Origin of the sequence: Allomuricauda sp. R78024, assembly GCF_044596045.1 — a bacterium.
GTDB lineage: Bacteria > Bacteroidota > Bacteroidia > Flavobacteriales > Flavobacteriaceae > Flagellimonas.
The window spans coordinates 3857945-3884588 of record NZ_CP138995.1; the positions used below are offsets into that span (position 1 = coordinate 3857945).

The 26644-nt window shown below is 36.7% G+C and carries 27 protein-coding genes and 1 tRNA gene; 13 read left to right on the plus strand and 15 right to left on the minus strand.

The annotated features are described in order from the left end of the window. Positions 1-15: 15 nt before the first annotated feature. From fahA to SJY44_RS17420, 3 genes are read left to right on the plus strand one after another with little or no spacing between them, the layout of a single operon-like run. Positions 16-1236 (plus strand): fumarylacetoacetase, encoded by a 1221-nt coding sequence (gene fahA / locus SJY44_RS17410; protein ID WP_396590669.1) that lies wholly within the window; start codon positions 16-18, stop codon positions 1234-1236. Between the two features lie 33 nt (positions 1237-1269). Next, the gene (locus tag SJY44_RS17415; protein ID WP_396590670.1) at positions 1270-2181 is read left to right on the plus strand and encodes a flavin reductase family protein; all 912 of its coding nucleotides are present in this window, start codon (positions 1270-1272) and stop codon (positions 2179-2181) included. After that, positions 2181-3269 (plus strand): pyridoxal phosphate-dependent aminotransferase, encoded by a 1089-nt coding sequence (locus SJY44_RS17420; RefSeq protein ID WP_396590671.1) that lies wholly within the window; start codon positions 2181-2183, stop codon positions 3267-3269. The genes SJY44_RS17415 and SJY44_RS17420 overlap by 1 nt, the downstream gene beginning before the upstream one ends. Positions 3270-3303: 34 nt before the next feature. On the opposite strand, the gene SJY44_RS17425 is transcribed toward SJY44_RS17420, so the two are convergent. After that, positions 3304-5955: a DUF5916 domain-containing protein gene (locus tag SJY44_RS17425; RefSeq protein WP_396590672.1), complete on the minus strand. Its 2652-nt coding sequence runs from the start codon at positions 5953-5955 to the stop codon at positions 3304-3306. Positions 5956-6203: 248 nt separating this feature from the next. Here SJY44_RS17425 and rplM point away from each other — a divergent pair, with 248 nt between their 5' ends. From rplM to tsf, 4 genes are all read left to right on the plus strand, one after another. Further along, positions 6204-6659, plus strand: coding sequence for a 50S ribosomal protein L13 (gene rplM, locus SJY44_RS17430; RefSeq protein WP_163421416.1), 456 nt, complete (start codon positions 6204-6206; stop codon positions 6657-6659). Beyond that, the gene (gene rpsI, locus SJY44_RS17435) at positions 6659-7045 is read left to right on the plus strand and encodes a 30S ribosomal protein S9 (protein WP_298929415.1); all 387 of its coding nucleotides are present in this window, start codon (positions 6659-6661) and stop codon (positions 7043-7045) included. The genes rplM and rpsI overlap by 1 nt, the downstream gene beginning before the upstream one ends. Before the next feature lie 211 nt (positions 7046-7256). Beyond that, positions 7257-8444 carry a 30S ribosomal protein S2 gene (gene rpsB / locus SJY44_RS17440; RefSeq protein ID WP_298929418.1) on the plus strand — a complete coding sequence of 396 codons (1188 nt, stop codon included), beginning with the start codon at positions 7257-7259 and terminating at the stop codon, positions 8442-8444. 82 nt (positions 8445-8526) lie between these two features. Then, positions 8527-9492: a translation elongation factor Ts gene (gene tsf / locus SJY44_RS17445; protein WP_298929421.1), complete on the plus strand. Its 966-nt coding sequence runs from the start codon at positions 8527-8529 to the stop codon at positions 9490-9492. Positions 9493-9568: 76 nt separating this feature from the next. Here the strand turns inward: tsf and SJY44_RS17450 are convergent, their stop codons facing one another. The 4 genes from SJY44_RS17450 to SJY44_RS17465 all read right to left on the minus strand — a co-directional run bounded on the left by SJY44_RS17450 (position 9569) and on the right by SJY44_RS17465 (position 12668). Further along, the gene (locus tag SJY44_RS17450; RefSeq protein WP_396590673.1) at positions 9569-10384 is read right to left on the minus strand and encodes a DUF4097 family beta strand repeat-containing protein; all 816 of its coding nucleotides are present in this window, start codon (positions 10382-10384) and stop codon (positions 9569-9571) included. 4 nt (positions 10385-10388) lie between these two features. Further along, positions 10389-11252, minus strand: coding sequence for a DUF4097 family beta strand repeat-containing protein (locus SJY44_RS17455; protein WP_396590674.1), 864 nt, complete (start codon positions 11250-11252; stop codon positions 10389-10391). A gap of 63 nt (positions 11253-11315) precedes the next feature. Beyond that, the gene (locus SJY44_RS17460) at positions 11316-12110 is read right to left on the minus strand and encodes a HEAT repeat domain-containing protein (protein WP_396590675.1); all 795 of its coding nucleotides are present in this window, start codon (positions 12108-12110) and stop codon (positions 11316-11318) included. Between the two features lie 3 nt (positions 12111-12113). After that, complete coding sequence (locus SJY44_RS17465) at positions 12114-12668, minus strand: RNA polymerase sigma factor (RefSeq protein WP_396590676.1); 555 nt, start codon at positions 12666-12668, stop codon at positions 12114-12116. 165 nt (positions 12669-12833) lie between these two features. On the opposite strand from SJY44_RS17465, the gene pyrH reads away from it, so the two are divergent. The 6 genes from pyrH (at position 12834) to SJY44_RS17495 (ending at position 20242) form a co-directional block, all read left to right on the plus strand. Continuing rightward, positions 12834-13541, plus strand: coding sequence for a UMP kinase (gene pyrH, locus SJY44_RS17470; protein WP_298929434.1), 708 nt, complete (start codon positions 12834-12836; stop codon positions 13539-13541). 42 nt (positions 13542-13583) lie between these two features. After that, positions 13584-14138, plus strand: a complete 555-nt coding sequence (frr, locus tag SJY44_RS17475) for a ribosome recycling factor (protein ID WP_298929437.1) — start codon at positions 13584-13586, stop codon at positions 14136-14138. 77 nt (positions 14139-14215) lie between these two features. Next, positions 14216-16612: an MMPL family transporter gene (locus SJY44_RS17480; protein WP_298929439.1), complete on the plus strand. Its 2397-nt coding sequence runs from the start codon at positions 14216-14218 to the stop codon at positions 16610-16612. A gap of 91 nt (positions 16613-16703) precedes the next feature. Next, positions 16704-18137 (plus strand): asparagine--tRNA ligase, encoded by a 1434-nt coding sequence (asnS, locus tag SJY44_RS17485; RefSeq protein ID WP_396590677.1) that lies wholly within the window; start codon positions 16704-16706, stop codon positions 18135-18137. A 42-nt stretch (positions 18138-18179) separates the two neighbouring features. Beyond that, entirely contained in the window at positions 18180-19637 is a 1458-nt protein-coding gene (gene rpoN / locus SJY44_RS17490) for an RNA polymerase factor sigma-54 (RefSeq protein WP_298929444.1), read from the plus strand. Beyond that, on the plus strand, positions 19637-20242 hold the full coding sequence (locus SJY44_RS17495) for a hypothetical protein (protein ID WP_298929446.1): 606 nt from the start codon (positions 19637-19639) through the stop codon (positions 20240-20242). Before rpoN ends, SJY44_RS17495 begins: the two co-directional genes overlap by 1 nt. Here the strand turns inward: SJY44_RS17495 and SJY44_RS17500 are convergent. From SJY44_RS17500 to SJY44_RS17545, 10 genes are all read right to left on the minus strand, one after another. Then, on the minus strand, positions 20237-20926 hold the full coding sequence (locus SJY44_RS17500) for a porin family protein (RefSeq protein WP_396590678.1): 690 nt from the start codon (positions 20924-20926) through the stop codon (positions 20237-20239). The two genes, SJY44_RS17495 and SJY44_RS17500, sit on opposite strands and share 6 nt — an antisense overlap. A 71-nt stretch (positions 20927-20997) precedes the next feature. After that, positions 20998-21477, minus strand: coding sequence for an ExbD/TolR family protein (locus SJY44_RS17505; RefSeq protein ID WP_396590679.1), 480 nt, complete (start codon positions 21475-21477; stop codon positions 20998-21000). Positions 21478-21487: 10 nt separating this feature from the next. Then, positions 21488-22108, minus strand: a complete 621-nt coding sequence (locus tag SJY44_RS17510) for an ExbD/TolR family protein (protein ID WP_396590680.1) — start codon at positions 22106-22108, stop codon at positions 21488-21490. A 172-nt stretch (positions 22109-22280) separates the two neighbouring features. Further along, on the minus strand, positions 22281-22763 hold the full coding sequence (locus SJY44_RS17515; protein ID WP_298929451.1) for a biopolymer transporter ExbD: 483 nt from the start codon (positions 22761-22763) through the stop codon (positions 22281-22283). Between the two features lie 11 nt (positions 22764-22774). Then, entirely contained in the window at positions 22775-23383 is a 609-nt protein-coding gene (locus SJY44_RS17520; RefSeq protein ID WP_298929454.1) for a biopolymer transporter ExbD, read from the minus strand. A gap of 12 nt (positions 23384-23395) precedes the next feature. Further along, the gene (locus tag SJY44_RS17525; RefSeq protein WP_298929456.1) at positions 23396-23833 is read right to left on the minus strand and encodes a hypothetical protein; all 438 of its coding nucleotides are present in this window, start codon (positions 23831-23833) and stop codon (positions 23396-23398) included. A gap of 27 nt (positions 23834-23860) precedes the next feature. Beyond that, complete coding sequence (locus SJY44_RS17530; protein WP_298929459.1) at positions 23861-24595, minus strand: MotA/TolQ/ExbB proton channel family protein; 735 nt, start codon at positions 24593-24595, stop codon at positions 23861-23863. A gap of 78 nt (positions 24596-24673) precedes the next feature. Next, positions 24674-24761: transfer RNA gene (locus SJY44_RS17535), tRNA-Ser, on the minus strand. A 66-nt stretch (positions 24762-24827) separates the two neighbouring features. Continuing rightward, positions 24828-25859, minus strand: a complete 1032-nt coding sequence (locus SJY44_RS17540; RefSeq protein ID WP_396590681.1) for an asparaginase — start codon at positions 25857-25859, stop codon at positions 24828-24830. A gap of 7 nt (positions 25860-25866) precedes the next feature. Beyond that, the gene (locus SJY44_RS17545; RefSeq protein WP_299214863.1) at positions 25867-26634 is read right to left on the minus strand and encodes a TatD family hydrolase; all 768 of its coding nucleotides are present in this window, start codon (positions 26632-26634) and stop codon (positions 25867-25869) included. Between the last annotated feature and the right edge of the window lie 10 nt (positions 26635-26644).

The following is a 26644-nucleotide window of genomic DNA, read 5'->3' on the forward strand; positions in this document are numbered from 1 at the left end:
TCAATTTTAATTTTCATGATTATAAATATTCCAGAAAACTCCGATTTCTCAATCCATAACATTCCATTTGGGATTTTTTCAACAGCAGATAGAAGCCCTAGAGCTGGCGTTGCCATTGGAGAACATATTTTGGATTTAGCCGCTGTTGCAGAATTAGACGTTTTTGATTTTAATACTGCCGTACTTGAAAAAGATACGCTCAATGATTTTATCTCCTTAGGAAAAACAATTACCAAAAGGGTTAGAACAAATATTCAGCATTGGTTACAACAGGAAGATTCAGCTTTGGCAGACAAACCAGAACTTTTTGTTATGCAATCTGAAGCAAGCATGCACATGCCTGTATCCATTGGGGACTATACAGATTTTTATTCCAGTATAGAACACGCCACCAATGTAGGGACCATGTTCCGCGACCCAAAAAATGCACTGATGCCCAATTGGAAACATATTCCGGTGGGCTATCACGGTAGGGCCTCATCTATCATTGTAAGTGGGGAGTCTATTCATAGGCCAAAGGGACAGGTTTTACCAAAAGATGCTACAGCTCCTGTCTTTCAAGCTTCAGCACGTTTGGATTTTGAATTGGAAATGGGATTTATCACTGGAAAAAGCACAGCTGTAGGGGAATCTATTTCAATCCAAGATGCTGAGGACTACATTTTTGGAATGGTATTGCTAAATGATTGGTCTGCACGTGACATTCAAAAATGGGAGTATGTTCCATTAGGCCCTTTTTTGGCGAAGAATTTTGCCTCACATATTTCACCCTGGATAGTGACCTTGGAAGCTTTGGAGCCTTTTAGAGTGTCAGGGCCAGATCAAGAACCAAAAGTGCTTCCTTATTTAGAATATGAGGGAATTAAAAACTACGATATTAAGCTCGAAGTTGGCATCTCTCCCGATGGCAGTGAAGAGGAAACCGTTTGCCATTCCAATTTTAAATATATGTATTGGAACATGGCACAGCAATTGGCTCACCATACAGTAAATGGCTGTAATATTAATGTTGGGGATCTTTATGGTTCAGGCACCATTTCTGGAAAGGATGAAAATTCTTATGGCTCTATGTTAGAACTAGCCTGGATGGGCACTAAACCCATCAAAATGAAAGACGGGTCAGAACGAAAGTTTATAAATGATGGCGATACCGTAATTATGAGAGGGTCTGCCGAAAAAGATGGTATTAAGGTTGGTTTTGGAGAAGTTTCCGCAAAGGTGCTTCCAGCAAAATAGATCATTATCTTAGCGCAAACTAAAGAAACGGAAATGTCCACCATAAAAACTATAGACCCAACTTCTATTCCTCAACCAGAGCTGCATGCTTATTTACTTTCGGCAGTCGCTCCCAGGCCCATTTGCTTTGCAAGTACAATTGACAAAGCGGGAAATGTGAATTTAAGTCCTTTTAGTTTTTTTAATGTATTTAGTTCCAACCCTCCAATAATGATATTCTCTCCATCAAGAAGCGGAAGGGACAATTCTTTAAAACATTCCCATCAGAATATAAAAGAAGTGCCAGAGGTGGTCATCAACATTGTAGACTATCCTATAGTGGAACAAATGTCATTGTCCAGCACAGCTTATGAAAAGGGTGTGAATGAATTCATTAAATCTGGATTAACTCAAGTTCCCAGTGAAAAAGTAGGACCTCCCCGTGTTGCGGAGGCTCCAGTTTCTTTTGAGTGTACTGTTGAACAAGTTATTGAACTTGCAGACACCCCTGGAGCAGGGAACTTAATCTTGGCAAGGGTAGAGCTCATCCATATCAATGAAAAATACATGGATGAACAAGGAAAGTTGGATCCTTTAAAACTGGATTTAATTGGAAGAATGGGCGGAAGCTGGTATACAAGAGCTAGTGGGAATTCTCTATTTGAAATTCCAAAGCCCATCCGCAATAAGGGTATTGGAGTAGATAAACTTCCTGAAAGTATTCAAAACAGTACTATTCTTACCGGTAACAATCTGGGCAGATTGGGGAATTTGGAAAAACTCCCAACTACAGATGAAATAGAACGTATTGGTTTGGATGACGAGATTCAAATGCTATCTAAAAAATTGGATGGAAATACAGAAAAATTAAAAAAAGAATTGCACTGGTTATCTCAACAAATGCTGAAAGACAACGATACAGAAAAAGCATTGGCTGTACTAATGTATGCTGAAAAATTAGATTAATGAGCAACGGAATAGAATCTATTTTCAAACCCTATTTAGAGCCGAAAGAGGCATATAAGGGGGGTAAAAACATACCTGTCTCAGACAAGAAAATATATAAACTCTCCTCAAACGAAAATCCGCTGGGAGCCTCTCCCAAAGCCATTGCAGCTCTGAAAAAGGCCGCTGAAAATGTGAATCTGTATCCCGATCAAACAGATATTCGTTTAAGAGAAGCCTTGGTAAACGATTTTGATAATCAATTGACCGTAGACCAATTTATTTGCGGCAACAGTGGTTCAGAAATCATTGACATGCTACTTAGAGCATTTATTAGTGAAGGCGACGAAGTAATTTACTCTAATCCATGTTTTCTGCCTTACTCGGTATTTTCAAGATGGTATGGAGCAAAACCAATTGATATCCCTCTGTTAAAACCAAATTACGATTTGGATATGGAAGGGATTTTAAATGCAATCACGGATAAAACGAAAGTCGTCTTTTTAACCAGTCCCAACAACCCAACCGGCAGCTACATTCCAAAGGCAATACTAGATGATTTTCTTAATCGAATTCCTAAAAACATCATCATTGTTTTTGATGAAGTGTATCGACATTTTGCAGATGCTGAAGACTATGTGACTGCATTGCCATATGTAAAATCTGGAAATAATGTAATTGCCATTAATAGTTTTTCAAAAACCTATGGATTGGCAGGACAACGTATTGGGTATTGTTACACTACAGCTGTTATTGCAAATTACATTAGGCAAATTCACAAGCCTTTTTTACTCCCAATCACTTCAATAGAGGCAGCCATTGGCGCATTAAACGATGTTTTATTTGTTGAAAACACTGTAAAAACCGTTCATGATGGAAAGGCATATTTAACCCGTGAATTTGATGAAATCGGAATTACGTATTGGCCCACTCAAGGGAACTTCTTTATCGTTGACCCACCTATTCCTGAATTTGATTTTGCCGACAGACTAATGGAAAAAGGTGTCATGGTAAGGCCTGTCTCGCAGTTTGGGGCACCTGGAAAGGTTAGAATCACCATTGGTGACCAAGAATCAAATGAAGCATTGATAAACGCCTTGAAAAAATAAACCCCATTAAATAGTACAACAGAACTAAAGCTCTCTAAAGCACAAATCTATAAGTTGCCTTTAATAAAAAGATGTTTTGAGGTTTTTGCCCAAAAATATTATCCCCTAAACTAGATAGTAATCCTGCTGATGGATCACCATCTTGGGATACATCTTGAGACCATACCAGAAAAATTTCCGATCCCGGAATATACTCCCACCGTATTACCAAATTGGAACGAAATTGGACAAAGGAAAAATCTGGATTATCAAAACTAAAATCTTCAACTCCGTTTAAATCCTCATCTACGGAATACGTATCGTCTGCCAAAGAAAGTTGATCAAGGTTATAACCAGTAAATCGATTTTCAAATAGTTTTGCCGATGCATCTGTAACATGTTTAAAATTGGAATATCGACCTCTTGATATAAAGGGTTGTCCCCAATATTGAATGGTTAGATTCGGATTGATAGTGTAGTTTAACCGAAATGACATACTTAAGGTTCGTTGATTAATTTCGCCATTAAGGTATCTTGGCGAACCGTTTACATCATCAAAATTATCAATGAATTGCAACCTATCATTATTGATTCTTACGGAGGGAAATGCAGAAATACGTATTGCGTTTATGGGTTGATAGGTAACTCCAGCTTCAACAAAATAAGACCTATATGAATTGTCCACTGCCTTTTCTCCCCTATGAAATACATTAAAACGAACCTTTTTACGACTATCCGTTCTAATACTGTTCCAGAAGCTAATTTCTGGTGACTGTCTCAATCTTGGACCTCCCCTTAGCGCAAAATTGGAATATTGAATAGGCGCATAGTTAAATCCAAAGTTAGAAAACCAGTTGTTTTCCCAGTTTTGCCAGCTATTCGTATTAAAACGCAAACTGTTATGGTTACCGTTAAAATCCCAGGCACTCCAGTGATTATAATTTATTCCCACTCTTCTAAACGTGCTATCTGGCTTTAATGTTTGATAGCCAATCCAAGTATAATGTCTGATATCATCAGCTTGCCGTTGAAAACCCAAATCGTTTAATTCCAGTTCCGGAGACCGCCATGTACCTCCAGTTTCAAACTTCCAATGACCATTTCCAATCTTACCAATTTGAACATTACCTCCACTCCCAGTCAACGACGTTCTAGTAGAATCTAATGCAACGTGGTTAGCGTCCACACGTTGAAATAGATGGGTAATAGACTCTTGCGTATTTTTTATAGCCTCCTCACTCCCATTAACACGGCTTAAAATGACATTACCTTCCACATACCAATCCCTGTTATTCCATTGATGTTTAAAATCAACACCTCCTGTGTAAGCGGATTTATGTAAAAAATTAAGCTCTTCCGTTAAATTATCTCTATTTGCAGCGGTAAAAATTACTCCCAAATAGGAGTTTCTGTCATTAAAGTCTTTCTGAGCTCTCCCAACAAAATAATTGGTTAAGGGTTCCACCATTTCTCGTCGGCGATCCCCGTTCTCACTACTAATAGTTGCATATCTTTTTGAAGTCACGCTTTCCAGCACACCTAAAGCCCAGCCATTTTTTGTTTTGCCACTAAACTTTGCTGCGCCAATTATTGGGGTATTATCTGGCTGATTTACAAATTCGTTATCTTCCGTATCCGGCGAACCTTGGGGACTGCGGCCTATTCGCCTAGAATAGAAAACATTGTCAAAACCAAAAGTGTTACCTGCCTCAGATTCTGAAACACTGAAATCAAAAATATTCTTGTTCTCCACAAAAAAAGGTCGTTGTTCCCTGAAGAAAATCTGAAAGCCATCTAAAGCTATTGCTGATGGATCAGCTTCAACTTGTCCAAAATCAGGGTTAACCGTTAAATCCAACGTCAGATCATTGGTGACCCCAATTTTAGCATCAAGACCTACGGCAATATCGTTTTCGCTGCCATCTCTAAAAGGGTTTCCTTCTTCTGCTTCATAGGTTTCACCACTGGTAACCGTATAAGGTTGAATCTCCAATTGTTTTTGAGGCTCTATGTTTTTAAGACCATGAAGCTCTCCAAATTCACTTACCCACCCTGGCGTATCTATTGGTTTTCGTTGCCAAAGTGAGCGCTCTTCAGCTCTAAAAAATCTTCTGGTAGATTGTAATCCCCAAACTTGATTCTCCTCCCCTCCAAACTTTAACTGACTCAAAGGAATCCTTAATTCAGCTGTCCAGCCTTCTTCGTCTACATTTGTTTTGGTATACCATATTGGGTTCCAGCTACCATCCCAATCATTTCCATTGTTAGAAACAAATTCATCACCTTTAACCCCAGCTACTGTGGCGGTAAAAGAGAACGCAGTTCGTTTATCATGATAACTATCTATATTAAATTCTATCCAATCTCCTTCAAAACCATCTCTACGCGATAAGCGTTTCACAATTTTATCCGGTTCAGCATCATAACAACGTACCCCTATATATAGGTTCTTATTATCATATATAATTTTAAATTTGGTCTGATAACTAGGTGAGGTATTCTCATCTGGCTGAAATTCCACATACTCTCCAGCCCACTCCACAAGATTCCATGCTTCATCATTTAATAAACCATCTACAAGCGGGGGAGTTTCGTTTTCAATTGGTTTTGTAACATAAATTTTTTTTGGCACAACTTCAGTTGAGTCTTGGGCGTTTAGATAAACAGAAAAAATTAAGAGCGTGAAGAGAATGGTTGATTGTTTCACTTAATTCGTTTTTTGATTTGATTAGGTAACTTAAAGACCTAAGAAAAATGAAACAGTTACAGTACCGTTAAATTTTATGCCTTTTTTAACAGAAACTCACCTTGAAAATAGCCTCTTCCTTTTGACAAATATGGACCAACAGAAAAAGTAGAAAATATTCCCAATCAACCATTTGGAATTCAATCTAATAATCGTACATTTGCAGCCCGTTTATCGGGATAGGTGTTTAAATCAATAATATTCAAGAAGTGGATACATTAAGTTATAAGACTATTTCTGCCAATAAATCTACCGTTGACAAGCAATGGTTGTTAGTTGATGCTGAAGGAGAAACGTTAGGAAGGTTCGCGTCAAAAGTAGCCAAGTTACTTAGAGGGAAACATAAACCAAATTTTACTCCCCATGTTGATTGTGGTGATAATGTAATAGTTATCAATGCTGAGAAAATCACCATGACAGGAAACAAGTGGGAAGATAAAACGTATTCAAGGTATACTGGTTATCCAGGTGGACAGCGTTCCACTACTGCCCAAGAATTATTGGACAAGCACCCAGAGAGAATTATTGAAAAATCTATTAAGGGAATGCTTCCGAAAAACAAACTTGGTGCTGAGTTGTTCAGAAACCTAAAAGTATATGTCGGTGCAGAGCATGGACAAGAAGCACAAAAACCAAAAGCAATAAACTTAAACGACTACAAATAATGGAAGTGGTTCATAAGATTGGTAGAAGAAAAACAGCTGTAGCAAGAGTTTATGTTTCTGAAGGAAAAGGAAACATTACCATTAACAAAAAGGACTTAAAAGAGTACTTTACAACAGCTACATTACAATATAAGGTGAAGCAACCTTTTGCATTGACCAATACTGAAGACAGTTATGATGTAAAAGTAAATGTATTTGGAGGTGGTATCACTGGCCAAGCTGAAGCTATTCGTTTAGCACTAGCAAGGGTAATGTGCGAGATTGATGAAGAGAATAGAATTGTTCTTAAACCAGAAGGTTTGTTGACAAGAGATCCAAGAATGGTAGAGAGAAAGAAATTCGGTCAGAAGAAAGCCCGTAAGAAGTTCCAGTTCTCTAAACGTTAATATTACAGGTACGTTTGTACCTATTATATAAAGTTCATTGAAAACCCTGAAATTGTTTCAGGGTTAATATTTTAACCAAGTTGTCGTTGTTCCAAAGAGCAAAAAACCGACTTTTTGGAATTTAGTTTAGCATCTAAATGAGTAGGGCGAACATATTTTGTGACCACCAATTCATTGCTAATACAACGGAACGTAAACTAATTTACAAGAAATGGCAAGTAAAATTGAAGTCAAAGACTTACTAGAAGCAGGTGTGCATTTTGGGCACCTAACAAGAAAGTGGAATCCGAACATGTCTCCTTACATCTACATGGAGCGTAACGGAATTCACGTTATCAATCTCTACAAAACTGTAGCAAAACTTGATGAGGCCAACGAGGCTCTTAAAAAGATTGCTGCATCAGGAAGAAAAATTCTTTTTGTAGCTACAAAGAAACAAGCTAAGGACATTGTTGCGGATAAAGTATCCAATGTAAACATGCCCTACATTACTGAAAGGTGGCCAGGTGGTATGTTGACCAACTTTGTTACCATTCGTAAAGCTGTTAAGAAAATGGCGGCCATTGACAGAATGAAAAAGGATGGCACGTTCAAAACACTTTCCAAAAAAGAAAGACTACAGGTTGACCGTTTAAGAGCCAAATTAGAGAAGAACTTAGGTTCTATTTCTGATATGACCAGACTTCCTGGCGCTATTTTTATAGTTGACACCATGCGTGAGCACATTGCTGTAAAAGAAGCTCAAAAACTGAATATCCCAATTTTTGCAATAGTGGATACTAACTCTGACCCAAGACCAATAGACTATGTGATTCCTGCAAATGATGACGCTGGAAAGTCTATTGAAGTGATTATGACAGAGGTGACCAATGCAGTAGCAGAAGGTCTATCTGAACGCAAAAATGACAAACAAGACGAAGCCAAAGATGCTCCAGTAGCAGAAGGTAAAGCTCCAGCAAAAGCAAAAGAACCTGCTGTTGCCAAAGAAGAAGCTGAACCTGTTGCAGAAAAAACAGAAAAGGCAAAAGAGCCAGTTGTAGAAAAAGTAGCTGAACCTGTTGTAGAAAAAGTAGAAGAAGTTGTTGAGGAGGTTAAGGAAGAACCTAAAGCTGAGGAGAAAAAGCCAAAGAAAGCTGCAAAGTCTAAAGCTGATGATTTGACTAAGGTTGAAGGTATTGGTCCTAAAGCCGCAGAGGCTTTGACCAATAGTGGTATTGCCACTTTTGGTGATCTTGCAAAAGCAGATCCAGAAAAGATAAAAGAAACCTTGACGGAGGCCAGCTCAAGAATGGCACATTTAGACCCAACATCTTGGCCAAAGCAAGCTCAAATGGCTGCTGATGGCAAATGGGATGAATTAAAAGAATGGCAAGACAACGCCAAAGGCGGTGTTGAATAACCCAATAATTAATTTAACGTTATCCTAAAACAAAACACTCGCGCAGTGTTTTACTTTACATAAATTTTTAAAAAGAGAAAAAATGGCAAAGATTACCGCCGCAGAAGTAAATAAATTAAGAAAAGCTACTGGAGCCGGAATGATGGATTGTAAAAATGCATTAGTTGAAGCTGAAGGTGACTTTGATAAAGCAATTGAAATTCTTCGTAAAAAAGGACAAAAGATAGCTGCCAAAAGAGCAGATAGAGATTCTTCTGAAGGTGCAGCAATAGCAAAAGTAAACGCTGATAAAACTGTTGGTGTTGCTATAGTATTAGGCTGCGAAACAGATTTTGTTGGAAAGAACGAAAAATTTATTGCCTTAGCTAACGAGTTAGCAGAAAAAGCTCTAGACCATAACACAAAAGAAGAATTTTTAGCTTCTGATTTTGGAGGAATGACCGTAACCGATAAGTTAATAGAACAGACTGGTGTCATTGGCGAAAAACTAGATATTACAGCTTTTGAAAAATTGGAAGCTCCATATGTTGGCAGTTATGTACACATTAACAAAATTGCTGCCCTAGTTGGTTTATCCACTACAGTGGACACTGCTGATGTTCTTGCAAAAGATGTTTCCATGCAAGTTGCTTCTATGGGTGCCACAACTTTGTCTTATAAAGATTTTGACGCTGAATTTGTTACTGCTGAAACAGAGGCAAGAATTGCTGTAATTGAAAAGGACAATATAGAACTTGGACGTTTAGGGAAAACACTCAAAAACGTTCCGCAATACATCTCAATGGCTCAACTGACTGATGAAGTTATGGCTAAAGCCGAAGAAGATGCTAAGGCACAATTAAAGGCCGAAGGAAAACCAGAACAGATTTGGGACAAAATTCTTCCAGGTAAAATGGAAAGATTTATTTCTGACAACACTACACTTGATCAAGAACAATGTCTTTTAGATCAGAACTTTATTAAAGATGAGAAAATCAATGTTGCAAAATACGTTGAGTCTCACGGAGATGTTTCAGTAACAGGTTTTAAACGTGCTACTGTAGGATAACATACAATATCTTAATTTAAAAAGTCCGTTTCTTAAAAGAAACGGACTTTTTGTTTATATCGCTATGATGTCTTTATTATTTTGACTTTATCAAAATGTCACCATTAAAAGTCTTAAACAACATCTCTGGGCCACCACCATTAATTTTACCCCTCACCCACTGCTCTATCTTAACCTTATAAGTCCCTGAAGAATTATTTTTATTCACCTCAGGTTTATTTGCTGCAATTTGCATATCAAAATCGGTGAAAATTTCACCCATATCAGATTTCGCTTTTACATCAGCTTTAAGAGAACTGGGGAAAGTAATATCCACGTCTCCATTCAAACTACTAAAGGCCATATTAGCATCTTTCGTAATACTATCAAAGTAAACCTTAATATCTCCATTCACCGTATCTGTAGAAGCTGAACCACTTACTGATTCCAATGTTATTTCTCCGTTGACATTACTTATCTCCATTTCTCCATTAACCCCTTTTACCGAAATATCTCCATCATTGATAGTAGAAAGCTTAAGGGAAAAATTCTTAGGAACCTTTACTTCTAAATTGGTCACTTTGTTCCATTGCTCATTAATTACTTGAACAACATTGTTCTTTTCTTCTGCGCTTATGGCCAAAGAAGATCCTTCGATACGCTTCATGCCATCATGCTTGTTTTTTTCTTTATAATGTCCCTTTTCGCTTCCAAAAGAAGCTTTTATCACCACCTCATTACCTTCATAAGCTTCAACATGGATTGAACCGGATATTTGATCTATAACCAACTTTCCTGGACTACTTGGGTTACTTAAAGGAACCGAAAACAAATCGATGCTCTTTTCTTGGGCAACTATACTGTACGCCATAAACATTGCTATCAATACCGTAATTAATCTTATATTTTTCATGACTCTATATTTTTTTGATGAATACATTTCCGTTTAGTGTTTCAAATTCAAAATCCACCTGGCCATCTCCAATCTGAACTATTGGTTTGGCTTCGTATTTATATTTTGCCCTATTTTTATTATCAGCTTCTTTGTCAGCTTTCATAAATTGTTTGTTGATGTCAAAATCAGTGTACATTTCGCCATTCATACTTTTAAATGAAATATTGGCTGAAAGTGCTTTTTGGTATGAAATATTGATATCACCATTTAATGAGTAGTACCTAGATGGGCTTTTAGGGTTGTCGGCATATGAAATATTTACACCTCCGTTAATACAGTCCACCTTCGTTTTACCTGTGATATTGGTCAAAGTGATTCCTCCATTAATGTTTTCAGCAATTACCATTTCACCTTTGGTGTTTTTCACTAAAACCTCTCCATTATTTACAGTACTGACATCAATGTTGATTGAATTGGGAACCTTAAGATTAAAGTTTAAATTATGCTCATATTGAGGTTCTTCATAGTTATTGCACCAATTATACCTAAGGTTATCCTTGTCAAATTGAATATATGGTGCATCTGGATGCAATACCACCCTATTTGCCTCTTGAATAATTTTGAGCTCAAGCTCTTGTTTCCCCAACTCTAAACCTGCAGCATTATCAGCAGTTATTGTTCTTTCTACTTCTAAAATAATTTGACCCCCATTATATCCTTCAACTGATATTGAGCCAAAGACATTCTTAATAATCAAGGTATTTTCTGAATTATTAGAAAAAGGAATTTCTTTTTTGATTTGCTCCGTAAACTTTTCTTGTTGTGCTTTTGTGCATTGTATCCCTATCAACAAGGATAGACACACCATAAAAATTAATTGTTTCATCGTTTCTAAATTTGACTATTCGTGATTTGATTTATCCCAAAATAGGATGGATTGATAAATAAACTAGATTATTGATTCTATAGAATTCTCTATTTTTTTCTGCACCGTAGTGTCCAATTGCTTTTCCTTTAACAATTGTTTAAAAGGTTCAATCGAAGCTTTTTCTTGTAATGCAACCATCAGATTTGCCAATGTTATCTGTAAAATCGGGGACTCTTGATTTGGAATGGACTTCACCAACCCTTGTCTAACCAAAGGTTTATCCACATAATTTGTCAAAGATTCAATGGCCGCCAATCTTACATTTACATTAGAATCTTTATTTAGTGTTTGCAATAATGCTTTGATCACCATTTCATCTACATCCTCAAACTTATTTGCCTCACTTACACCCTGCAATCTTTGGTTTGCAGATGGTTGTTCCAGTAAGGTCAATACCAATTTTTGTCTAACATCTTCGGTTTCTTGATTGGATACAATGTTCTGGGTTGAGTTAGTATTGTCCGATGAGTTCATATAGTACCCTACTCCCAATCCTATTCCCAATAATAAAATACCGTAGGCCAATTGAGGTTTAAAAACCATCATCAACCCTTCCATAAGGGTTTCCCAACCATTTTTCTTATTCGTTTTTTCAACCTCACCAGAAAGCATCTCAAAGAAGGCTTCATCCATTTTTGAGGAAGGTTCTGGAGTATCCAGTACATTTATCATTTTCCACGTACTTGCCAATTCATCAAATTGATTTGTATATTCTGGGTTCTCATCAAGAAACTTCATGAAATCTCTTTTCTCTTCTTCAGACATTGTTCCAGACATATAATTTATCGACCGCGTTTCAAAGTTTTCCTTGTTCATATTTTATGCAATTTCCAATTGTGAAAAAATTGTTCTTAACTCTTTAAGCGCCCTGTGCACCCTTACTTTGGCTGCATTCTCTGTACATCCTACGATCTGCGCTATTTCACTAAACTTCAATTCTCTGTATTTACTCAGAATCAGTAATTCTCTTTTTTCTTCGGGCAGCTTGGCCAAGGCTTGTTTTAGCAAAACAGTGTTTCCCTTCTTTTCAATTTCCTCATTAATATGATCTTCCGTCCCTGCCTTTACATCTTCCGGAGAAACACCAGTTGATATATTCTCTTTTGAAACTTTTTTATGATAATCGTAATTTACATTTCTTGCCATTCTAAACATCCAAGCGGTAAATGCCCCCTCTCCTATATATGATCCTCTATATTTTAGAATTCTTACAAATACGTTTTGAACCAAATCCTCGCTCACCGAAGGATTGTTGCCCAAATTATAAAAGAAACCGAACAACCTTTTCTTATGTCGCTCATACAGTAACCCCAATTTATCCAGGTCCCCATTTTTTACTTTGAGCATTAGGGCGTTATCAGTTAGGTCTTGCAATTTGGTGTCGTTTTTTGTGACTTGTTGAAGGATATACTTTGGTTTTTTGAAAAGGTTACAAAATGTATAACTTTTTTGTTCATTTTATTCTTGAATCATTGCTTTTTCAAGTAATTCACCATAAATAATTTTGATTATTTTTGTCCGGACTTCAACACATCCTAAATGCAATACAAAAGAATTCTTTTAAAACTTAGCGGCGAAGCCTTAATGGGCGAACAACAATACGGTATTGATCCGCAGCGCCTATCTGAATACGCTGAAGATATTAAAGCTGTAATCGCAAAGGGAATTGAAGTAGCCATAGTTATCGGGGGAGGCAACATTTTTAGAGGACTTTCCGGTGCCGGTCAAGGAATGGATCGTGTACAAGGTGATCATATGGGCATGCTGGCAACCGTCATCAATGGTTTGGCCCTGCAAAGTGCTTTAGAACTTCAAGGAGTGGAAACAAGGCTTCAATCAGCCATTAAGATCAATGAAGTTGCTGAGCCTTTTATTAGGAGAAGGGCTATCCGCCATTTAGAAAAAGGAAGAGTTGTTATTTTCGGTGGAGGAACAGGAAACCCCTATTTTACCACAGATTCAGCAGCAGTTTTAAGAGCAATTGAAATAAAGGCTGATGTTATCTTAAAAGGAACGCGAGTAGATGGCATCTATACATCTGACCCCGAGAAGGATAAAAATGCTACCAAATTTGATAGCATATCTTTTACCGATGTCCTTTCTAAAGGTCTAAAGGTCATGGATACAACAGCTTTTACACTAAGTCAAGAAAACGAACTTCCTATTGTGGTCTTTGACATGAACACAAGAGGCAACCTTATGAAAATAGTTTCTGGAGAAAATATTGGAACCGTAGTGAATGTTTAAATTGGCATACGCTTTGATGCCGATCATTAAAATTTTAAAATTATGAACGAAGAAGTAACATTTGTAATTGATAGTGCTAAAGAAAGCATGGATGGCAGCATTTCCCATTTAGAAAAAGCTTTGGTTAAGATTCGTGCAGGCAAGGCAAGTCCTGTAATGTTATCTACTGTTATGATAGAATATTACGGCTCAGTAACTCCACTTTCACAAGTTTCAAATATTAATACCCCAGATGCAAGGACCATTTCTGTTCAACCATGGGAAAAAAGTATTCTTCAAGATATAGAGACAGCCATTACAAATTCAAACTTGGGCTTTAACCCTATGAACAATGGCGAAATGATTATTATTAATGTTCCTCCCTTAACAGAAGAGCGCAGAATACAGTTGGTAAAACAAGCCAAGGCAGAAGCTGAAGATGCAAAAGTTAGTATTAGAAGTGCAAGGCAAGAAGCTAACAAGGAAATCAAGGTTCTAGATATATCTGAAGACTTACAGAAGAATGCTGAAGTTGATATACAGGAACTTACAGATACTTACAGTAAAAAAGTTGATGACATCCTTGCTGTAAAGGAAACGGAAATTATGAAAGTATAAATCTCTATAGATTATCAATTTGCTTTCCTTAGGAACACAGCCGATCATTTTCTACCTTTGCGCCGAATAAAACCCATATGGTAGCTAAGCTCACTAAAGGATTTTGGCCAAAGGTCGCAAGAATTATACTTCGTAACAGAATCCTTATTCTACTTGGGGTCGCTGCTTTTACGGTTTTTTTAGGGATGCAATGGAAAAACATGCAGTTTTCCAATACAGAAGCAAATATTCTCCCTGATGATCATCCTGCTACCGTTCAATACAACGCTTTTAAAAAAATATTTGGAGAAGAAGGAAATGCCATAGTTCTTGCAATTAGGGATTCATCGCTTTTTACACCAAGTAAGTTTAATCGATGGAACAAACTCAGCAAACAACTTGAGGCATTTCCAGAGATTGATTTTGTAGTATCTACCGAAAATCTTAAGGTTTTAATCAAAGATGATGAAAAGCAAGAATTTGTTATGGAGCCATTTATCAAGGATGCTCCAAAGACTAAAGATGAAGTAGACCAACTTAAAAACCATCTTTTTAAAGAGCTCCCCTTTTATGATAATTTAATTTATAATCCAGAAAGCGGAACTATACAAACCATTGCCTACTTGGACAAGGACATTATGAATACCGCTGTGCGGAACGAATTCATACTGAATGATCTTGCGGACCTTGTAAAAAACTTTGAAGAAGAGACCAATCTCGATGTACGGGTATCTGGCATGCCCTATATACGTACATGGAACACAAAGTCCATTGTAGATGAAATTGGAATTTTTATTGGCGCCGCCTTGCTGGTCACCTCCATTATTTTCTTTTTCTTCTTTAGAAGTTTTAGGGCTACGTTAATATCAATGTTCGTTGTAATCATTGGGGTAATGTGGGCTTTTGGTATTTTGGGGCTTTTTAGGTATGAAATTACCATCCTCACCGCGCTAATTCCACCTTTGATTATTGTAATTGGAATTCCCAATTGCATCTTTTTGATCAATAAATATCAGCAAGAAGTCAAAAAACACGGAAACCAGGCGTTATCGCTGCAACGCGTTATTTCTAAAATTGGGAATGCAACGCTTATGACCAATATCACCACGGCTTCAGGCTTTGCTACCTTTATTATTTTAGATAGTGATTTGCTCAAAGAATTTGGTATTGTAGCCTCCCTCAACATTATTGGAATTTTTATTTTATCCTTGTTGATTATTCCGATTGCCTATAGTTTTATGCCGCTTCCTAAAACCAAACATTTAAAGCACCTGAACAAAAAATGGATTGACTTTTTTGTCGACTGGATGGAGCGAATGGTTAGACACCATAGAATAGGCGTTTATATTACTTCAATAATTGTTCTTATTTTAAGCATAATAGGTATTTATCAAATAGAGATTACAGGAAGTAGGATTGAAGATTTACCCAAAGACACACATTATTTTAAGGACATACGCTTCTTTGAAGAAGAGTTTGATGGAATAATGCCCATGGAAATTGTGGTGGACACCAAACGAAAAAATGGAGCCATTAAACCGGCTACCTTAAAAAGGATGGATCAATTGGGAACGGTCATTGAAGAGACCCCAGAATTATCAAAGTCCATTTCGTTGGTCAATTTGGTGAAGTACTCCAAGCAGGCCTTTTACAGTGGAATTCCAAAATATTACCAATTACCCACATCTCAAGAAAACACCTTCATTATGGATGTGGTCAGGAAATCATCTAATGATGGGAATCTTCTGGAAAGTTTTGTAGATAGTACAGGTCAAACCGCTCGGATAACCACTTTTATGCGTGATGTAAAAATAGATCGCATGGAAGAAATTGAGCAAGATATGTTACAATCCATATCCAAGTTTTTTCCAGAAGAACGGTATAATGTCTTTATGACCGGCAAGGCATTATTATTTTTAAAGGGCACCAAATATCTTGTAAAAAATCTTTTGCTTTCATTGGCCTTGGCCATAGGATTGATTTCCCTATTCATGGCTTATTTATTTCGTTCTTTTAGAATGATCATAATTTCTTTGGTCCCCAACCTTCTCCCATTAGTTATTACCGCGGGATTAATGGGTTATCTTGGAGTTCCAATAAAACCATCCACTATTCTTGTGTTTAGTATTGCCTTTGGAATTTCCGTGGACGATACAATTCACTTTTTAGCCAAATACCGGCAAGAATTGGCTGCAAATCGTTGGCAAATAAAAAAATCTGTCTATGCGGCGCTAAGAGAAACTGGGGTAAGTATGTTCTATACTTCCATTGTACTCTTTTTTGGGTTCTCCGTTTTTATCATTTCCAGTTTTGGAGGAACCAAGGCTTTAGGAGGATTGGTATCGGCCACATTGCTTTTTGCCATGCTTGCCAATCTTATTTTACTTCCATCATTATTGCTTTCATTAGAAAGAAGCATAGCTAACAAGGAAGTATTGAAAAAACCGCAGATAGATATCCTACCAAAAGACGAGATCAACCTCAAAGACAAATAGCACTTCTGGCCCCTATATAAATATGCCAATTCCATTGCTATCGTTTTTGATCAAAAACCTATCTTTACCGCTTAATTTACGATAGCCAGAAATGAATTCTCTTTCTATAAAAGAACTACTTAACAAGCAACCCATTGGAGATACTGTTGAAATAAATGGTTGGGTAAAAACATTTAGAAGTAACCGATTTATTGCCTTGAACGATGGCTCAACAATACACAATCTGCAATGCGTTGTCGATTTTGAAAACTTTGATGACAATTTGCTCAAACAAATTTCTACCGGTGCTGCTTTAAAAATTTCGGGCATCCTTGTGGAAAGTCAAGGAAGAGGACAAAGTGTTGAAATACAAGCAACAGATGTCTTTGTTCATGGTACGGCTGATCCAGAAACATATCCTATCCAGCCTAAAAAGCATTCTTTAGAATTTTTAAGGGAAAAAGCACATCTTAGGGTACGCACAAATACATTTGCGGCAGTTATGCGTGTTCGTTCAACGTTAGCGTTCGCAATCCATAGCTATTTTCAGCAAAATGGATTTTATTATATGCATGCCCCTATTGTTACAGGTTCAGATGCAGAAGGCGCTGGAGAAATGTTTAAGGTAAGTATGTTGGATGCAAAGAATCCGCCTTTAGATGAAAATGGAGAAGTGGATTATTCTAAAGACTTCTTTGGAAAAGAGACCAATCTTACCGTTTCTGGGCAGTTGGAAGCAGAAACTTACGCAATGGGACTTGGCAAGGTATATACCTTTGGCCCTACGTTTAGAGCAGAAAATTCAAATACATCCAGACACTTAGCCGAGTTTTGGATGATAGAACCAGAAATGGCATTCCATGATTTGGACGCCAATATGGATTTATCCGAAGATTTTATCAAGTGGACGCTCCAATATGTTTTAGACAACTGTCAAGATGATCTAGAGTTTTTGGAAAAACGACTTTTAGACGAAGAAAAATCCAAACCACAAATTGAGCGATCTGAAATGGCGCTTATAGAAAAACTCAAATTTGTTGTAGAGAACAATTTCAAAAGAGTAACTTATACAGAAGCTATTGATATTTTAAAGAATAGCAAACCAAATAAAAAGAAAAAATTCCAGTTTCCAATTGATGAATGGGGAGCTGACCTACAAAGTGAGCACGAACGTTTCTTGGTTGAAAAACATTTTAAATGTCCTGTGATCCTTTTTGATTATCCAGCTAAAATCAAGGCATTTTATATGCGATTGAATGAAGATGAAAAAACTGTTCGAGCTATGGATGTCCTTTTTCCAGGTATTGGAGAAATTGTAGGAGGTTCTCAGCGTGAAGAACGTCTAGACGTTCTTCAACAAAAAATAGAAGAACTGAATATCGATGAGAAAGAACTTTGGTGGTATTTGGATCTAAGACGATTTGGCACCGCGGTTCACAGTGGATTTGGCCTTGGTTTTGAACGTTTGGTTCAGTTTGCAACTGGAATGGGTAATATTAGGGACGTTATCCCTTACCCCAGAACTCCGCAAAATGCAGAGTTTTAAATTGAATTCTTAAATTTATAAGAAGGAAGATCATTAATCCTTATGCTAAAACAACATCTACAGTTTAAGCTTTCCCAGAAACTGTCTCCGCAGCAGATACAGCTCATGAAGCTAATTCAGTTGCCGACACAGGCTTTTGAACAACGCTTGAAACAAGAACTTGAGGAAAATCCTGCTCTTGAAAGTGGAAAAGATGAAAGTGAAACCATGGATGACGGTTTTGAGGACACTTACGACGACTCTGATGATAGTGAGACCATTGCGGCAGAAGAAATCAATATTGATGATTATTTAAGTGATGATGAGATTCCTGACTATAGAACCCAGACAAGTAATTATAGCGCCGATGATGATGAAAAAAGCATCCCGTATGCCTCTGGGACTTCTTTTAACCAATACTTGATCAACCAACTTAATACGGTTTATCTGGATGATGAAGAATGGGCCATTGCCGAATTTTTGGTGGGCAGCGTAGATGAAAGTGGTTATATACGCAGACCACTTTCTGATATTATGGATGATCTTGCTTTTACTCAAAACATTTATGTTGAGGAAAACAAGATTGAAAGTGTACTTAAAATGGTTCAAGAATTGGACCCACCAGGAGTAGCTGCCAGATCACTTGGGGAATGTCTTATCATTCAATTAAGGCGCAAAGAAAAAACTCCGTCTGTTGAATTAGCCATTTCCATATTGGAAAAGTCCTTTGAGCAATTCACCAAAAAACACTATACCAAGTTAATTCAGAAACATCATATTAATGAAGAGCAGCTTAAAGATGCTATTTCAGAAATTGAAAAACTAAATCCCAAACCAGGAGGGTCTTATGCAGGCAATACAAGAATCATTGAACATATTGTTCCAGATTTCTCCATTAAAATAGTTGAAGGCGAACTGGAATTGACCTTAAATGGGAGAAATGCTCCTGAACTTCATGTTTCAAGGGATTATAATAACATGCTGGAGGGATATAAAAATTCTAAAGAAAAATCAAAATCCCAGAAAGACACGGTTCTCTTCATAAAACAAAAATTAGATTCCGCAAAGTGGTTCATAGATGCCATTAAACAGAGACAGCAGACTCTGTACATCACAATGAGCACCATCATGGACTATCAACAGGATTATTTTTTAAGTGGTGATGAGCGCAAGCTTCGCCCTATGATCCTAAAGGATATTGCTGATCAGATACATATGGACGTATCTACAGTGTCTAGGGTTGCCAATAGTAAGTATGTTGACACACCTTACGGAACAAAGTTGATAAAAGAGTACTTTTCTGAGTCCATGAAAAATGAACAGGGAGAAGACGTATCAACCAAGGAAATTAAAAAAATACTGGAAACTGTTATTGGAGAAGAGCAAAAGAAAAAACCTCTAACAGATGATAAGTTGGCAAAAATCCTTAAAGAACGTGGTTATCCAATAGCGAGGCGAACCGTTGCTAAATATAGAGAGCAATTGGGAATCCCTGTGGCCAGGCTAAGAAAGCAAATCTAATGCGCCATTTCCATAATATTGTCTCCTACATTTTCCATCCTTTGTTTATACCCATTGGAGGAACACTACTTTATTTTTTGGTGACACCGAAATACAGTTCGTTAGAAATTCAAAGCGGGAATATTCTACCCATTTTTATCCTTACCGTAATCATTCCAATAATTTTTTTTCTTATTCTTAAAAACCTGGGGGTAATCAGTTCCATTTTTTTGCCTACCGTAAAAGAGCGAAAATATCCTCTTTACATCAGTTGTATATTATTATTGATGGTTTTGTATAAGGTCATCCCAAACAACTACATACATGAGTTGTTCTATTTTTTTACAGGGCTTTTAACCGCTACGGGGGCGGCACTCATATTACTGTTCCTCAAGTTTAAAACAAGTATTCACCTTTTGGGAATGGGCAGTCTTTTAATGTTTATGATAGGCTTGAGTATTCACTTTGAAATAAACATTACTTTGGCCATAAGTGTATTTACCTTATTGACAGGACTAGTGGCCACATCAAGATTATACCTCAATGCACATAGTAAAAATGAGTTGTTGATTGGGTTTCTTATTGGAACATGTTCACAACTAATAATTCTAAAGTACTGGTTATAGGATGTAGAAAATTATACCAATTCGCAATACACGAATATCAATAGCTTCCCCATTTTCAAGTGCAGTTCCATCCTTTAACAACGGATTTAGGCCATAATAGGCTTGAACATTCCAGGTGTTATAGCCAAAATTTAATTGTAATCCATATTGAAAGTTCTGAATGTCATCATTAGAAAAGCGCATTGTATTAGCATCGCTGACCATCCTGGAACTTCCAGAAAAAACATACCCTAATTTAGCTCCTGCATAGATTCTCCAAAATTTATACTCATCAGCTGTAGATGTACGCCACCTTAACTCCAATGGAATCTCAATAGCATGGGTTTCCAATTTGTTTCTTTCAAAATCTGAAGTGTTTGAAACACTATAAACTATAGCATTGTCAACTTTACTAGCCACAATATTACTATAATAAGAATTTGTGGCATAACCCAAACCAATTCCAATACCAAAATTCCTTCTTTGATTAAAAGGAATATCCTTAATAAATCCGGTTTGCAGATTATACGATAAACTTCTCTGGACTACATCAGATGGTTTTTCCAGTAGAAAATTATATCCAAAACCAATGTAAAATTGATCTTCAAGATATTTATTAGCTAATGGTTTAAGCTTTTGGTTTTCTTGAGAATTAGCACCAAAACAAAAGAGTATTAATGGTATTAAAACAAAATGGTTTCTCATTTGTAATTATCTTATAATAAAAACAATCCAAATTACACATTTGGATTGTTTTTCACCTTACTCTATTCTTCTTATTGTGTATTTAAGAAAGCATCACCTTGATACGTTGTGTAATTTACTTTTAGTAAATTAACTCGCCTTAGTTCCTCCTTAATATCTGAAACAACACCTACCTTAACGTTTTTATCAACTTTGAGCGAAACTGTGACCAAATTTCTAATTGCTTCAGACTTTTTTGCCAACTCTGATAAAACATACGGCGCAACCTCATTTATTGTTGCAAGTCTGTTGTCTAATTGAATTTTTGGTTCAGAACCAAGAACTTGAGCTAACTCAGGTGAAGGTTTACCAACAAATATTTCAATAACTCTATCCCTTTTCTCTATTTTTTTTACCTGATCTGCATTTGGCAAACGATTATCAACCAGAAGTGTATTGTCTTTAATCGTTGTGACCGTCATAAAAAAGAACAACAACATAAAGACAATGTCAGGTAATGAAGCAGTTGAAACCGCTGGCAATCTATTCTTTGAATTTCTATAGTTTCTCATTGTGACTGTATTATAGATTAATGTTTGTTTCAGCTTCGGACAGTTGCATGGGATACATAGTGCGTATTTGATTAATCTTGACCTTTAACTCTGATTTGACTTCTGCGGCAGTTTCAGGATTAAAATATGCTTCTTCCATTTCTGCATAGTTTAAATTAAAAAGTCGTTTTGCCTCTCTACTCCTAAGTTCATTATAAGCAGCGGTCAACTCATTTTGTACAAGTATATAAACTCCGTATGCAGCTTCCCTATCACTGTTTAGAGACACTATTGCCACAACAGGGCTGTCCGACGCATTCGTGCTCCTATCTCCTTGGCAATAATCACAAAAACTACTATCTCCGCTAGGGATTCCACCATTATCTAAAAAAGCTATAGTGGCAGATTTTAAATCCTCTAAAGCAAGAGTTTCATTCTCTACAAAAAGTTCGTTGTTTTTGTTAAGGCTTACTCTAAAAATATTTCTCTCCTTAACCCTAATAGGCGGAGTTGAATCTTTAGGTGGTAATTTTCTATCCAAACCAACATCGGTCTGGATTGTAGTGGTAACTAAGAAAAAAATCAATAGCAAAAAAGCAATATCTGCCATTGAACCCGCATTGACTTCTGGGATTTCATTGTTTCTGGCCATAATAAAATGTTTTGTTGGAATTAATGATTCTATTATACCTGTAAAAGGTAAATAACAACAACTATTCCAAAACATTATACTATGCTGAAAACAAAATGATTATAAAATTGATTGCATAAAAAACGTCCCAAATTTATAATTTGGGACGTTTTCACTAAATCTAAGTTATTGCCTACTGCAAATTATTAAAAGCATTTCCTTCGTAAGTCGTATAGTTGACTTTTAGGGCATTTACTTCTCTTAATTGTTGTTTAATATCAGCGATAAGACCCATATTGGCCTCTTTATCAACCTTTAAAGCAGTAGTTAATACATTTTGTATTTCTTGAGGTTTCTTAGCACGCTCTGCAAGAATATAAGAACCTACTTCATCCACACTGGCATATTTATCATTCAATTGAATTTTTGGCTCTGTTCCAAAAACCTTTTGATATTCTCTTGTGGGCTTACCCACATAGATATAAATCACCCTGTCCTTCTTCTCCAATTTCTTAATTTCCGTTGCATTAGGAAGCGTGTTTTCAACCATCAAAGAACTATCTTTCATCGTAGTAACCGTCATAAAAAAGAACAGTAACATAAACACGATGTCTGGCAATGAAGCAGTTGAAACTGCTGGCAAATCACCATCTTTCTTTTTTGCAAACTTTGACATATGTTTATACTTTAGTTAGTTGATGTTTCTGCTTCGGAAAGTTTCTGAGGAAACATTTCTTGAATGCGCTTTACTTTGTCCTTAAGATCATCACGTACAGCTTTGGATGTTTCTGGATTCAAATATTCTGCCTCCATACTCGTGAAATCATCACCATACAAACGCTGAGCCTCACGGTTACGCAGGTCATTATATGCGCCAACCAACTCATTTTGTACAGTTATATAAGTAGCATACTTGGTTTCCCTATCGTTCTTTAGAGAAATAATTGCTTTTTCCGGATTATCCGATGAAGCTAAATCCTTTCTACCTTTACAATAGTTACATGATCCGTCACCGCCATTTTCTAAAAAAGCAACAGCAGCAGCTCTAAGATCTTTTAAATCCATCAAATCATCTTCTACCAATAACTGACCATTTCTATTGATGTTAACAGTAAAAATGTTCTTCTGCTTAATAACCACATCAATATCTTCTGGCGGATCCATTGGAGGCAACATACGATCTAATCCTGCATCTGTCTCAATGGTTGTAGTAACCAGGAAAAAGATAAGTAATAAGAAAGCTATGTCTGCCATAGAACCGGCATTCACTTCTGGTGCTCCTTTTCTTCTAGGCATAATTATATATTTTTACTTAACAAACATTTTTTTCAATCCTGGAAGCACCATAAGTGCAACAGCAATAACAGTAAGGATAAAAAATACGTTTAATCCCATACCTATATTCTTAACTGTACCTTCCGTAGCTCCTAGATTGGACATAGATTCTGCAACTTCTTTAGCTTCTTCACCAGAAGAAAGTCCGTAAGAAATGGCAACAACAATTGCCAATCCACCAATACCAAATAATGCCTTTTTAAGACTACCTGGTGTGGCCAACAATTTTTGAAGTCCAAAAAACACTGTTGCAACCACTGCGATGGCCAACAGAATATACATGATAATGAACATGAAGTTCATCGCGCCACTATTTATTGCATCTGGATCATCTGCAGATGGCATAAAGAACCACAATGCTGCAGCTATCAACCCAATGGCAATAAGCGCTATTTTTATTAATTTATTCATGACTCTCGATAGTTTTAAATTTCGTAATTACTTTTTGTGTGCTGCCAACATATCTATTAAAGATATAGAGGAGTCTTCCATGTCATTTACGATACTATCGATTTTTGCAATAATATAGTTATAGAAAATTTGAAGAATAATCGCAGTGATCAAACCAAATACCGTTGTCAATAACGCTACCTGAATATCACCTGCAATCAAAGATGCACTCAAGTTACCTACTGCAGCAATTTTCTGGAAGGCCGCAATCATACCGATTACCGTACCCATAAACCCAAGCATAGGTGCAATAGCGATAAATAAAGACAACCAAGAAACGTTTTTCTCTAATTGACCCATTTGAACTCCACCGTAAGCAACAACAGCTTTTTCTGCAGATTCCAATCCTTCTCCAGCTCTATCCAATCCTTGGTAGAAAATAGAAGCAACAGGACCTTTTGTGTTTCTGCATATTTCTTTTGCAGCTTCTATACCGCCAGAAGCTAATGCATCTTCCACTTGTTGCTTGAGCTTAGCCGTATTGGTACTGGCCAAATTCAAATAAATAATTCTTTCAATCGCAACTGCTAATCCCAAAATCAAACATAAAAGTACAATTCCCATGAAAGCAGGGCCTCCTTGGATAAACTGTTCTTTTAACACTTGAGTGAAACCTTTGCTAGCTTCAGCCGCAGCTTCTTCTTGTAACATAGCTGCTGATGCAGTCGTAGTTCCCAAAACAAACATTCCGGCTACAGCCAGAGTAGAGGATATTTTTTTCATCTCTTTCAAACTTAAATTTAGTTAGTTAATAATGTTAAAGATATAAAAATTTTATAATTGAAAAATTAAAATACCTAGCAGAGAGGAAGGGATTCGAACCCTCGATACACTTTTGGTGTATACACACTTTCCAGGCGTGCGCCTTCGACCACTCGGCCACCTCTCTATTATTATAGTTAGGCTGCCCAATAAACAAAAAAATAATTAGTAAATAAAATTTGAGGCGTTAATTTTAGTGCATTTCACCGCGGAGCGATGTTTCAAAAATTGTCTTAAAGAGTTTACGGGAAACATTACTGCCCAAAAGGTACATAGCTTTGGTAATGGCAGCCTCCGTCGTAATATCCTTTCCGTTAATCAATTGCATCTCTTTTAGCTTTTCACTGGTCTCGTAATGCCCCATTGAAACACCACCTCCAGAACATTGTGTTACATTAATAATATGTAATCCTCTGTCAATGGCCTCCTTAAGTTCATTTAGAAACCAATTATCCATTGGTGCATTTCCTGCTCCATAGGTTTCCAATACCACCGCTTTTAATCCAGATATATTCAAAATATCCTTTAACACAGACCTATTAAGTCCTGGAAAAAGTTTTAATACTGCTATATTATCATCCATTTTCTTATGGACTTGCAAGGGTTTTATTTTATGGGACCTTTTAACAAGGTATGAATCATGAACTTTTAAATGCACACCCGATTCAACCAAAGGTGGGTGATTTAAGGAAGCAAAAGCTTCAAAATGCTCTGCATTAATCTTGGTTGTCCTATTTGCTCGATACAATTTATATTCAAAATACAGTCCTACTTCTTGCACAACCGGCTTTCCTTTTTCCTTTAAGGCTGCTATTTGAATGGATGTGATCAAATTCTCTTTTGCATCAGTCCTCAAATCACCAATAGGAAGTTGAGATCCCGTAAAGATCACTGGTTTTGAAAGGTTTTCCAGCATAAAACTCAATGCAGAAGCAGAGTAACTCATGGTATCGCTACCATGCAGCACCACAAAACCATCATAGAGCTTATAATTATCTTCAATCATTGACGCTATTGTTGCCCAATGATCGGGATTCATATTAGAAGAGTCAATAGGTTCTTCAAAAGATATTCCCTTTATACTACAGTCCAATTGATTCAGTTCTGGAATATTTCCGACCAACTCATCAAAATTAAAAGCTTTTAACGCTCCTGTTTTATAATCTTTAATCATACCGATGGTACCTCCGGTATAAATGAGCAGAATGTTTGTTTTGTTTTTCATATGAATTCTAAATACCGAAAACCTTTTTGGAATTATTCGTTGTTATTGAAGCTATCTCCTCTTCATCTATTCCATACACTATAGCAAGTTTTTCCAACACCTTAATTATATAGGAACTTTCGTTTCGTTTTCCCCTATGCGGAACCGGAGCCAAATAAGGAGAATCTGTTTCTAGCACAATATGTTGCAACCCTACTTCATTTAAAAATGTATCAATTTTTCCATTTTTAAAGGTAACCACTCCACCAATACCCAACTTCATGTTATAGAATATGGCTTTATGCGCTTGTTCCAAAGTACCGGTAAAACAATGAAAAATTCCGTAAAGGTCTTCCCCTTTTTCCTGTTCTAAAATCTCAAAAATTTCATCAAAAGATTCCCGACAATGAATTACGATAGGAAGTTGGTATTTTTTTGCAAGTTGAATCTGGCGCACGAAAGCATCCTGTTGTTGCCTTAAAAAAGTTTTGTCCCAATACAAGTCAATACCAATTTCCCCAACAGCACAAAAATTTCTTTCTGAAAGCATCTTCTCCACATGGGCCAATTCCTCTTCATAGTTTTCTTTGACATGGGTAGGGTGAAGCCCCATCATTAAATGAACGTTTTCTGGATACGTAGCTTCCAAATCCAACATAGCCTGTGTATAGGTGGAATCTATTGCAGGGATAAAAAAGCGTTTCACACCAGCTTCAATTGCTGCTTTTATCATTGTATCACGATCCTCATCAAAAGCTTCACTATATAAATGTGTGTGCGTATCCGTTATAACCATAAAGCAAAAA